Here is a 12,013-nt window from a genome sequence, read left to right as displayed (position 1 = left end):
TGAATCAAACTCAGCTTAAGCTGGCTGATTCAAAGTTGCGATGTGGCAAACTTGCTCGTTGTATAAGTTGATCAAAATTTTAAAGGACACCCCTGTGGTGTCCTTTTTGCTTTTTGGTGAATGCAGGTAAGTCTTGCTACCGTTTAATGTCGCTATGCGATTTTCCGCCTAAACATCCCATAGGCGGCACTCCCCGTGGTGGCGGTTATCACGAGTAACGGCCACAAACTGTGCCAGATAATATCGAAACTGGCATCCTTGAGGTAAATCTGTTTGGTGATATCTGTAAAGTGGCGGATAGGGTTGATCCACGTAATATTTTGCAGCCAGATAGGCATATTCTCGACCGGCGAGACATAACCGGACAGCAAGATAGCGGGCATCATAAAAACAAACACGCCAATAAAAGCTTGCTGCTGAGTGGAACATAACGAGGAAATCAGCAAACCGAAGCCAACGAGCGACAAGCCGTAGAGCAGCATGGTGCCATAAAACAGTGCCAACGAACCAGCAAACGGAATTTGGTAAAAAAAGATACCGATAAACAAGACGATACTTGCCTGGAAAGTCGCGACAATCAGTGCCGGGACAGCTTTACCAATAAAAATCTGCCAGGTGGTTAGCGGTGAAACTAACAACTGCTCGAGTGTCCCTTGCTCCCGCTCACGAGCCACCGACAGTGATGTCACAATAAGCACCCCGATAGTCGTAATCATCGCAATCAATGATGGCACTACGAACCATTTGTAGTTCAGATTCGGGTTATACCAATTGCGGATGACCAACTCGCTGTTGTTGGGCTTTATCTGGCCTTGGGTTAATTCTAATTGATAATTTTGTACGATTTGCTGAATGTAATTGGCGGCAATTTGCGCGCTGTTGGAGTTACGCCCATCCAGCAATAATTGCAACTGAGTGGTTTTGCCATTAGCCAGGTCAGCACTGAATTGCTCTGGGAAACGAATCAAAAGCAGTGCTCGCTGGTTATCAATCACTGGCTGAATTTCTTGCGGGCTGTGGAGCAGTAAGACATGAGAAAAAGCCTCTGCTTTGGCAAAGCGTTGGGTCAGCTCTACAGATGCTTTCCCGCTGTCTTCGCTATAAATAGCAATGGTGGCATTGGTCACTTCCAATGTAGCGGCGAATGGGAACAAAATGACTTGTAATATGACCGGCATAATTAATATTGCACGTGTCTGTGGTTCCCGCAGCAGTGACTGCAACTCTTTGATAATCAATGTGTAGAGGCGGTGAAACATATCTTGCTTCCTTCCTTTAATCTAATCGGCGCCTAATCTAATCGACGATTAGTTTTCCATGCCGTCAGGCCGATAAATACGGCTGCTGAGGCGACCAGGAACAACAGGTTAATCACCAGCACGGTGCCGATATTCCCCGCCAGAAACAGGGTTTGCAGACTGCTGACAAAATAACGGGCCGGAATGATATAGGTTACGGCGCGCACGATAGCGGGCATGCTGTCAATTTCGAAAATGAAGCCAGACAGCATCACAGCCGGCAGGAATGCGGCATTCAAGGCCACCATTGCGGCGTTAAATTGATTGCGGGTAATGGTCGAAATTAGCAATCCCATACCCAGAGTGCTGGCCAAAAATAGGCTGGTCATAACAAATAGTATCCACAATGAGCCACGGAAAGGCACATCAAGGATAAATACCGACACCGCCATGCAGAGTGTCATGGCTATCATGCCCAGGACGTAATAGGGGATCAGTTTCGACAACAGCAACTCGCTGCGCGTGACCTGGGTCGACAGCAGCGCTTCCATGGTTCCGCGCTCCCATTCACGGGCGATCACCAGCGAGGTTAGAATCGCGCCGATAACCGTCATAATAATGGTAATGGCTCCGGGAATAATAAAATGTCGGCTGATGGCGGCAGGGTTAAACCAATAACGGACCTGAATCTCAATCAGAGGATCGTTTTTTTGCCCTAGGTTTTGTGCCTGTTGTTGTTGCCAGATTTGCCACACCCCTTGTGCGTAGCCTTGCACAAAGTTGGCGGTATTGGGTTCACTGCCATCAGTAATCACCTGAATGGGGGCTTTACTTTCGGGGCGCGCAAGCTGCTGCGCAAAATCATTGGGGATCACAATTAGCCCACGAATTTTTCCGGCTTGCATCGCCTGAATTAGCGCCTGGCGATTATCACTGATTTGCGGTGAAATATAAGGTGAACTGGCGAAGGCGTTAGCCAGATCCTGAGCCGGTTTGCTCTGTTGCTCCATTAAAATGCCGACGTGCAGTTTGCTGGAGTCCAGATTGATGCCATAGCCAAAGATAAACAGCAGCAACAGCGGGATGACGAATGCGATCAATCCACTGCTCGGGTCACGCAGTATTTGCCGGGTCTCTTTACGGCATAAAGCCCGTAGGCGACGCCAGGAAAACCCCGTGTCCTGATAAGTTTCGCTCTCATTTACCGACGATTTATCCACTGGCAATAGATGTGGCTCGGTCATGACTGTTGCTCCTTATCATTTTGCTGATCATAGCGCTGCACCAGCCCAATAAAGGCCTCTTCCATGGAGGGATTAAGATTATTATCACTGGCAACCTGTTGTTTTAACTCATCCGGTGTGCCGGCTGCGATAATTTTGCCACGGTAAACCAGCCCGATACGATCACAGTATTCCGCTTCATCCATAAAGTGGGTGGTAACCATGACGGTGACACCTTTATCTACCATCCCATTGATATGCAACCAAAACTCACGGCGGGTGAGGGGGTCGACACCGGACGTTGGTTCATCCAGGAACAGAATGTCTGGTTCATGCATTAACGCGCAGGCCAATGCTAAACGCTGTTTAAACCCCAGAGGCAGTGAGTCCGGGGTTTGTTTGAGGATTGGGGTAAAGTTAAAGGCTGAGGTCATGTCAGCTATTTTATCGCGTTGTGTTTTGCCTTGCAGACCATAAACGCCGGAGAAAAACTTCAGGTTTTGTTCAACGGTCAGATTGCCATACAACGAGAATTTCTGCGCCATATAGCCCAAATGTTGTCGTGCTTTACCTGAACTGGTTTTCAGATCCATTCCCAGTACCAATGCTTTGCCTGAGCTGGGGACTAACAAACCGCACATCATTTTAAAGGTAGTGGATTTACCCGCCCCATTCGGACCGAGTAGACCAAATATCTCACCGCGTTTGACCTGAAAATTTACATGATCGGTAGCAGCAAAATCGCCAAATTTTTTGGTTAACTCTTGGGCTTCAATCACGGTCTCCTGATGGCTACCTGCGACTTTGGGCATGATCTTCGCCAACGCGGACTCACTGGCGGGGCCGCCCCCCAACAGGTCGATAAAGGCATCCTCAAAGCGCGGTTCTGCTTCAGTTATCTCGGCATTCGGTTGATTGAGTAGTGGCAATAGTTGGCTGTGATCCACGTCGGGTTTGAGGATTAACCGCACATACTTCCCCTGGATAACCCCATCACTCACTTGGGGCAATGCCAGCGCATGTTGTAACAGTTTACGGTTGGTCCCGGTTTGCGCTGCCAGCAAAATTGTGCGCCCACTCATCCGTTGTGTCAGGCTTTGAGGTGCACCGCTGTACAGCAACTTCCCTTCATTTAGCAACAACACTTCGCGGCATTGCTCTGCTTCATCCAGATATGATGTGCTCCACAGGATAAGCATGCCATCGCTCGCTAACTCATGCACCATGCGCCATAGCTCGCGGCGTGAAATCGGGTCAACGCCGACACCCGGCTCATCGAGCAACAGTACTTTGGGCTGACCGACCAGAGTACAGGCCAAGCCCAGTTTTTGCTTCATCCCGCCGGACAGTTTTCCCGCCAGCCGGTCAGTAAAGCGGGTTAAATCGGTAAACGTCAGCAGGCGCTCAAATGTTTGGCGGCGAAGCTCACCGGTAACCCCGCGTAGATCGGCATACAGCGTCAGGTTCTCCATCACCGTGAGATCTTCATATAAACCAAACTTTTGTGGCATATATCCGAGAATAGAATGTAACTGGCGATCGTTTTCTAACGGGTCCAGCCCGACCACCGTCATCTTGCCTTGACTGGGTTTGAGTAATCCGGCGAGCATACGGAGTAGGGTGGTTTTACCGGCCCCGTCCGGCCCAACCAAACCAGTGACTGCACCACTGCGGATCTCTGTCGTCAGGCTGGCGACGGCGGGGTTATCCAGTCCGGGGAAGCGTTTTTCAACACCCTCCAAAGTAATAAGATGCTGGATTCCATTCATAGCTCATGCCGCCTTAAGGTTGTGCGAAACGAACGGTGACGGGCATACCTTGTCGTAACGATTCATCGGGATCAGTGATAATGATACGTAAGCGATAAACCAGATCGGTACGCAGCTCAGGCGTTTCGACACTTTTAGGGGTAAATTCCGCCGTGGGTGATACGAAACCTATTTTGCCGTGATATGGCTTGTCCGGGCGGCCATCGGTAAATACGTCGACTTCGGTACCGGGAATGGCCTGATTCAAGTGGGGCTCACTGACGTAGGCCCGTACCCATACCGGATCGGTCAGTGACAGGGTAAATACGGTGTTACTGGCGGATAAAATGGTCCCCGGCTCAACCGCGCGAGTGAGTACGGTACCCGCTGATGGCGCGAGCAGGGTAGTGTCTTGCAGGTTGAGTTGAGCTTGAGCCAGTTCAGCTTCACTTTGGGCCAGATTTGCTTCGGCTTGCGCAATTTCCTGTGGCCGGTTACCACTCAAATATTGTGCGAGCTTATCTTTGGAGGCTTGCAGATTAGCCTGTGCTTGATTACGAGCAGTTCGAGCATTCTCTAGCTCGTTGGCCGAGGTGGCTTTACTTGCCCACAACCCTTGTTGACGTTTTAGGAAGCTATCGGCATAGCCAAATGCCGCTTCTCGCTGAGCAACTTCAGATTTTACCTGTGCTATCTCCTCGTCACGGTATCCTGCCTTCAATAAAGCCAACTGTGCTTGCGCGCTTTGAACATTGGCTTGCGCTTGTTTGAGTGCATTGAGATAAGGGCCGTCATCCAGTTTCCCCAGAACTTCCCCTGGCTGGATTTTATCCCCTTCATCGACAGCCAGAGACGCCAGCCGACCACCGACTCGAAAGCCTAAATTCACTGTGCGAATATCCACATTGCCGTACAGCGTCAATGATGCGTCGTGTTGTTGACGGTAGTAGTTCCAGCCATAACCTATCGCCGCCAGTAGGGCAACAATAACGACGGCCACTATAATCTTCTTGCGATTCATAATGCTCCCTATCGACCATGTCTATAGCTACAATTTTATAACGACCCCTTCAATACGCTCACCGTACTGATTTGTCCCGCAATCCGTAAAGCAGCAGGTCAATGTGTTCGATAAGTACCTGATTGATCATTTCACTTTCAGCCTCACCAATATCCAACCAACCGGCCTGGCGGCGGATAGTCTCGCGCCCCATGCGAAAGGCCAACACTTCACCAATCAAGGCATGGGTATGAAGAATCGTTTTGGTTGCACTGGCATCAGCACCAATAAATGCGGCCAGCAGCAGATTGAGTTTTTGGTGTAATGGCGCAATAGCCTGCACATGAATCAGTGGGTAAGCATCGCTAGGGGAGAGTTGCTCACGCGCCATGATTTTGCTCATATTCAACGTTTCTGGCTGGGTCATTAGATGGCTGAATTCCAGTAACCCACGGCGAATAAAATGCAACTGTTGCTCGGCGATTTGTGCGTGAATCGGTTGTTGGAGAAACTGGTCAATCTCTTGTGCCAGCGGTGAGAAGGTCTGCTGAATGAAATCCGCTATTTGTTGCGCGACCGCCAGATACAACCCTTCTTTAGAGTTGAAATAGTAGGTGATGGCCGCAATGTTCTGTCCTGCCCGTTGGGCGATATCCCGAGTTGTTGCCCCTTTCAGGCCTAACTCACCAAATAATTCGGTAGCCGCCTGAATCAATTGTTGGCGGGCTTGCTCACCACGACTGGTAACGGGCGTGGATAATATTAAGGAATGAGGTGTGGAATGAGACATCGTCACCATACTTAATAAATTGAAATTAGTTAAATGCTAAGAGGTAGTCGAACAATTAATCAATCATATGATTAACTTTAGGTCGTCCCAAAGAATATGTAAAGTTAGCGCGGATAAAAGCCTGGTTTTTGCGATCGGGGATGGATAAATGACAAGTAATAAATCAATTCTCTTGATGTTTGCGCTAATAAAAATCTTAAGAAATGTGTAAATATCCCTTTTCTTGCTAAAGATCTGCTACAATCAGCCGCAATGGTGCACTGCAGTTTGTGCCAATCCTCGTGGTAATGCCTCAATTCATGCCTCGTCTGATAATCTTCCCTTGAAACTGCACCTGACGATATCGTTGGGATTGGGAAGATCTGGAGCTTCTTGTAATATGTCATTTGATTCTCTCGGCCTAAACGCCGACATCCTGCGTGCTGTTGAAGAGCAGGGCTACCTTGTGCCGACACCGATTCAACGTCAGGCAATCCCTGTGGTACTGGAAGGCCGTGATTTAATGGCCAGTGCGCAAACGGGTACCGGTAAAACCGCTGGTTTCACCTTGCCATTGCTGCAACTGCTTAGTCAGGATCAACAGCCAATTAAAGGCCGTCGCCCGGTACGTGCGTTGATCTTAACGCCTACCCGTGAGCTGGCTGCGCAGATTGACGAAAACGTACAGAGTTACAGTAAATATCTGAAGCTACGTTCGCTGGTGGTATTTGGCGGCGTTAGCATTAACCCCCAGATGATGAAACTGCGTGGTGGTGTTGATATTTTAGTCGCGACGCCTGGCCGTTTACTGGATCTGGAACATCAGAACGCAGTAGATTTGTCCAAGATCGAAATTTTGGTATTGGACGAAGCTGACCGCATGCTGGATATGGGCTTTATTCACGATATCCGTCGCGTATTAGCCAAACTGCCCTCTAAGCGCCAGAACTTGCTGTTCTCCGCCACCTTCTCAGATGAAATTAAAGGTCTGGCGAGCAAGCTGTTGAACAACCCGGCTTCCGTTGAAGTAGCGCGCCGCAATACAGCTTCTGAACAAATTGCGCAAAGTGTTCATTTTGTGGATAAAAACCGTAAACGTGAATTATTGTCTCAGATGATTGGTGAGGGCAACTGGCAGCAAGTGTTGGTGTTTAACCGCACTAAGCATGGTGCTAACCATTTGGCTGAACAACTGAATAAAGACGGCATTACCTCCGCGGCAATTCACGGTAATAAGAGCCAGGGCGCGCGTACTCGTGCATTGGCTGATTTTAAAGACGGTAAAATCCGGGTTCTGGTAGCCACTGATATTGCTGCCCGTGGTCTGGACATTGATCAGTTACCCCATGTGGTTAACTATGAATTACCTAACGTACCAGAAGATTACGTGCACCGTATTGGTCGTACGGGCCGCGCGGAACGCACAGGTGAAGCGATTTCACTGGTTTGCGTTGATGAGCATAAACTGTTGCGTGATATTGAGCGTTTACTGAAGCGTGAAATTCCGCGCATCGCGCTGGATGGCTATGAGCCGGACCCAAGCATCAAAGCTGATCCGATTCAAAATGGTCGCCAGGGCCGTGGCGCACAACGTCCAGGAATGGGGCGTGGTAGCAGCGCAGGCCGTCCACAGAATGGTGGTGGTGCAGCCGGTCGCGGCGATAGCCGTAACAGTCGCCCACGTAGCCAGGCTGATGGTCAACGTCGCCCGGCTGGCCCTTCTTCACGTGGCCGTAGCAGTAAACCAGGCGAATAAGCGGTAATCCCTTTCGCTGATCAAACCGCTTCTTTGAGGCGGTTTTTTTTCATCTGAATTGACGTTCCTGCTGGGTTATTCCTTGTTTTACACCTCAATTCCCCCGTATCATTGCCGGTCTTTTTTACGTTTATACTGGGCGAGTGCGGATAATGGATCAGGGTAATTAGCATGCGGGTATTATTGGCGCCGATGGAAGGGGTATTAGATTCACTGGTGCGCGAACTCCTCAGCGAAGTGAACGATTATGACCTTTGTATCACTGAGTTTTTACGGGTGGTCGATCAACTTTTGCCAGCAAAATCCTTCTATCGTCTCTGCCCTGAATTACATCATCAAAGCCGTACTCCCTCCGGCACCTTAGTTCGTATTCAATTATTGGGTCAATATCCCGAGTGGCTGGCGGAAAACGCGGCTCGCGCGGTAGAACTTGGCTCATACGGTGTCGATCTCAATTGTGGGTGTCCTTCAAAGTTGGTGAATGGCAGTGGCGGTGGTGCCACATTGCTGAAAGATCCTGAATTGATTTATCAGGGAGCCAAAGCGATGCGTGAAGCCGTGCCTGCGCATTTGCCAGTCACAGTCAAAATTCGTTTGGGCTGGGATTCTGGCGCTCGTCAGTTTGAAATCGCAGACGCAGTGCAACAAGCGGGCGCGACTGAACTGGCAGTACATGGCCGCACCAAAGAAGATGGTTATCAAGCCGAACGAATTAATTGGCAAGCGATTGGCGAAATACGCCAGCGGCTGACTATCCCCGTGATTGCCAATGGTGAGATCTGGGATTACCAGAGCGCGCAGGAGTGCATGAAGGTGACGGGCTGTGATGCCGTGATGCTAGGGCGCGGGGCATTAAATGTACCGAATCTGAGCCGGGTGGTGAAGTATAACGAACCGCATATGGCTTGGTCTGAAGTGGTAAAACTGCTGCAAAAATATGTGCAGTTGGAAAAGCAGGGCGATACCGGCCTGTATCATGTTGCCCGCATCAAACAGTGGTTGGGTTATTTACGTAAAGAATATGCTGAAGCAACAGATTTATTCAGTGAAATCCGTGCGTTAAAAAACTCAAAAGATATTGCGTTGGCTATTCTGCGGGTATGAATTTTCTATTACTTATATATTAGCCATATAAATCCTAACCCTAAATATAGCTTAAACAAGAATAGTTATTCTTTTGATTTGTTTTAAGTATCGCGTTTATAGTGTGCCTGCATTTTAAATGCAGTATCTCGTTAGGCGAGGCTCCTATACAAACACAGGTTACTGATCTGACGACGTCCAGAGACGCCCAAGGTTAGGACAGGTTATATCGGATTAAGGTATAACCCAAAGTAACTTCTGAGAAATCAGATACGTTGTATAGTGCTAAAACTTAGACACGGAGATAGCCATTGAGCACTCTCTAATCTGGTTACGCCCCTATGTGAGGACTGTTTAGTTAATTTATAACAGTAATAGGGTCATTTATGAGTTCACATTTCGATTTAGCAATACCAAAGCAATCCAATCAAGGCGAGGATAAAGAGTCCACCTTAGGTGCCTATATGAGCGATACTTATATTACGGTATCGGCTGATATGTCAGTCACTGAGGCTAAAGCCTATTTCTTGCAGAATATCTCAGATAGTGAAATACCAACGCAATTGTTGGTAACAAATGGCAATCGGCATTTGGTCGGCTTACTCTCGGTTAAAAATCTACTGACGGAAGAACAGCCTGATATAAAAGTATTTCAAATTATCAATCAGAGTTATTTCTCGGTATCTCCAGAGCAGGATCGTCATGAGGCGGCAAGTTTACTGGCAAAAAGCGGCCTGGATATTGTTCCGGTATTAAGCCACGGAAAATTAGTGGGGGTATTACGGGCGAAAGATATTGCCGAATTGATCGAAGATGAAAATACTGAGGATGCCCAACGGCAAGGAGCCAGTTTGCCTCTCGACGAGCCTTACTTGCAAACTAGTCCGATAACATTATGGCGTAAACGCGTTATATGGTTATTACTGTTATTTGTGGCAGAAGCTTATACCGGAACAGTATTGAAAGCGTTTGAAGAGCAATTGGAAGCCGCTATCGCGCTGGCTTTCTTTATTCCATTACTGATTGGAACCGGTGGTAACAGTGGTACGCAAATTACCTCGACTCTGGTACGGGCCATGGCTTTGGGGGAGGTGAGTCTGCGCAATGTGGGGGCGGTATTGCGTAAAGAGGTCTCTACTTCTCTGATGGTGGCAACGACGATTGGGCTGGCGGCCTGGATCCGCGCTTGGTTCCTGGGCGTAGGGATGGAAGTCACCATTGTGGTGAGCTTAACTGTTGTTGCTATCACCGTGTGGAGTGCCATTGTCTCTTCTATTATTCCGATGGTATTAAAACGGATGTCAATTGATCCTGCGGTGGTCTCCGCACCTTTTATTGCTACCTTTATTGATGGTACCGGCCTGATTATTTACTTTGAAATCGCACAATTAGTGATGAGTGATTTGGTATAACAGGCTGACAATGAAAAGGCCGTGCGCGGCCTTTTCTGATAAATATCACTGCTATTTCTTCTTACGCCCGATAAACTTTGCAATACCCAATAGGAATACTGCACCAACAAGAATCAGCAATGCGTCAACCCAGAAGGTTAGTGATGCTAGATTTTCATCATGAATATCCGCTAAACCTGCCGCTATTAGAAATACACCAAAGAGAATACCAAAGATTGTTGTTCCCATATAAATACCTATGAATCAGTTTTATATCCGTCATACTTCAAGCTGCATTGGCTACGTTCAATCACCCGAATCACTTACTCATGTAAGCTCATCGGGGTTAATGAGCCTCACCCTGCGGGCAGCATAAATGCTGTTCAAATCGGTTTCCGACCGATTTGTCTCTCGCTTGCCGACTTCCTGCAACTCGAATTATTTAGGGTATATCTAAAAATTATGTTGGCAATTATAGGGTAATAATTAGTCTAGCAAGCGTTTTTTTTGTCATTATTGATAATCTGTTTAGATTTATAGCGCTAATCTTTCCGCCAATTAACGTCACATCCCGCGTAATTTAGCAAAATTGAATTATCCTGACCTAAATTGAGCCACGATGGCTGCTTGCTTATTTTATAAACAATCACTATCTTTCAAAATAATGCTCACAATAAGTCTTTGTTCCTTTCTTTGAAAAGTGTTTACCGGTGAGTAGCAATTAGGCAGCTTTAATCTTTGTAACAATCATTTGAAGAATGTGTGGTGCGCCGTGCATTACTGTAATTTATAATGCGCCAAACCAACCACAATCACTCCCGACAACCTATCTAAGCTGACGAACATGCATGTGAAAATCCGTTTTGCACTATTAAGTTTTTTGCTTTTATCTACCGGTATCAGTGTTGTTCCTTTAGCCTCTGCCAGTGGTGGGACGGCTGAAATTAAAGGGAAAACGCCCTTGGAACTGGCATCCGGCAGCGCGATGGTGGTTGATTTACAAACAAATAAAGTGATTTACGCTAACAATGCTGATGAAGTGGTACCCATTGCGTCAATCACCAAACTGATGACCGCAATGGTGGTGTTGGATGCCAAATTGCCACTGGATGAGATTATCTCAGTAGATATTCATCAAACTAAAGAAATGAAAGGGGTATTTTCTCGGGTTAGGGTAAACAGTGAAATCAGTCGCAAAGATATGCTGCTATTAGCATTAATGTCATCGGAAAACCGCGCTGCGGCGAGTCTGGCGCATCACTATCCCGGAGGCTATAACGCATTTATTAACGCAATGAATGCGAAAGCGAAATCTTTGGGAATGACCAAAACACGTTATGTTGAGCCAACAGGTCTGTCGATTGATAATGTCTCGACCGCGCATGATTTGACCAAGTTGCTGGTGGCGACCAAACAATACCCGCTGATTGGGCAACTAAGCACTACCACTGAGAAAATGGCAACTTTCCGTGACCCTGATTATACGCTGCCATTTCGTAACACTAACCATTTAGTTTATAACGATAAATGGAATATTCAGCTCACTAAAACCGGCTTTACGAATCAAGCTGGGCACTGTTTGGCAATGCGGACCGTCATTGGCAATCGTCCTGTAGCTCTTGTGGTGTTAGATGCCTTTGGTAAATATACGCATTTTGCCGATGCAAACCGCCTACGCAGTTGGATGGAAACCGGTAAAGCCGCGCCGATCCCTGGGGCTGCCAAAAGCTATCGTCAGCAAAAAGATGGGCAAGGGCGTTTAGCTCAGGTGTCGGAATAGGTAGAGAACACAGTCAGTAGATAGC

10 protein-coding genes and 1 riboswitch are annotated in these 12,013 nt (G+C 47.7%); of the genes, 4 read left to right on the top strand and 6 right to left on the bottom strand.

The window, feature by feature from the left end; genetic code table 11:
* Positions 1–152 precede the first annotated feature (152 nt).
* Genes V2A84_RS12075 through cecR form a run of 5 tightly spaced genes read right to left on the bottom strand, consistent with a single transcriptional unit; the run spans position 153 to position 5,999 of the window.
* Positions 153–1,259: an ABC transporter permease gene (locus V2A84_RS12075; RefSeq protein ID WP_083159518.1), complete on the bottom strand. Its 1,107-nt coding sequence runs from the start codon at positions 1,257–1,259 to the stop codon at positions 153–155.
* Positions 1,260–1,291: 32 nt separating this feature from the next.
* On the bottom strand, positions 1,292–2,482 hold the full coding sequence (locus V2A84_RS12070; RefSeq protein ID WP_083159516.1) for an ABC transporter permease: 1,191 nt from the start codon (positions 2,480–2,482) through the stop codon (positions 1,292–1,294).
* Positions 2,479–4,230: an ATP-binding cassette domain-containing protein gene (locus V2A84_RS12065; protein ID WP_083159514.1), complete on the bottom strand. Its 1,752-nt coding sequence runs from the start codon at positions 4,228–4,230 to the stop codon at positions 2,479–2,481. Before V2A84_RS12065 ends, V2A84_RS12070 begins: the two co-directional genes overlap by 4 nt.
* A 13-nt stretch (positions 4,231–4,243) precedes the next feature.
* Positions 4,244–5,230, bottom strand: coding sequence for a secretion protein HlyD (hlyD, locus tag V2A84_RS12060; protein WP_083159512.1), 987 nt, complete (start codon positions 5,228–5,230; stop codon positions 4,244–4,246).
* Between the two features lie 58 nt (positions 5,231–5,288).
* Positions 5,289–5,999 (bottom strand): transcriptional regulator CecR, encoded by a 711-nt coding sequence (gene cecR, locus V2A84_RS12055; protein WP_083159510.1) that lies wholly within the window; start codon positions 5,997–5,999, stop codon positions 5,289–5,291.
* A 379-nt stretch (positions 6,000–6,378) separates the two neighbouring features.
* Here cecR and rhlE point away from each other — a divergent pair, with 379 nt between their 5' ends.
* From rhlE to mgtE, 3 genes are all read left to right on the top strand, one after another.
* Positions 6,379–7,734, top strand: a complete 1,356-nt coding sequence (gene rhlE, locus V2A84_RS12050) for an ATP-dependent RNA helicase RhlE (RefSeq protein WP_083159508.1) — start codon at positions 6,379–6,381, stop codon at positions 7,732–7,734.
* A 171-nt stretch (positions 7,735–7,905) separates the two neighbouring features.
* A complete protein-coding gene (gene dusC / locus V2A84_RS12045; RefSeq protein WP_083159506.1) occupies positions 7,906–8,838 on the top strand; it encodes a tRNA dihydrouridine(16) synthase DusC in 933 nt (310 codons plus the stop codon).
* 120 nt (positions 8,839–8,958) lie between these two features.
* Positions 8,959–9,128, top strand: a riboswitch (M-box (ykoK) riboswitch).
* 75 nt (positions 9,129–9,203) lie between these two features.
* Positions 9,204–10,229: a magnesium transporter gene (mgtE, locus tag V2A84_RS12040; protein WP_083159504.1), complete on the top strand. Its 1,026-nt coding sequence runs from the start codon at positions 9,204–9,206 to the stop codon at positions 10,227–10,229.
* Positions 10,230–10,280: 51 nt separating this feature from the next.
* Here mgtE and V2A84_RS12035 read toward each other — a convergent pair whose 3' ends face one another.
* Positions 10,281–10,457, bottom strand: a complete 177-nt coding sequence (locus V2A84_RS12035) for a hypothetical protein (RefSeq protein WP_005189574.1) — start codon at positions 10,455–10,457, stop codon at positions 10,281–10,283.
* Positions 10,458–11,052: 595 nt separating this feature from the next.
* On the opposite strand from V2A84_RS12035, the gene pbpG reads away from it, so the two are divergent.
* Positions 11,053–11,988 (top strand): D-alanyl-D-alanine endopeptidase, encoded by a 936-nt coding sequence (pbpG, locus tag V2A84_RS12030; RefSeq protein ID WP_083159502.1) that lies wholly within the window; start codon positions 11,053–11,055, stop codon positions 11,986–11,988.
* Positions 11,989–12,013 lie beyond the last annotated feature (25 nt).

The organism is Yersinia sp. 2553 StPb PI (assembly GCF_052217105.1).
GTDB lineage: Bacteria > Pseudomonadota > Gammaproteobacteria > Enterobacterales > Enterobacteriaceae > Yersinia > Yersinia enterocolitica_E.
The sequence above is the reverse complement of the archived record's forward strand: the minus strand, read 5'-3'. Positions and strand labels throughout refer to the sequence as shown.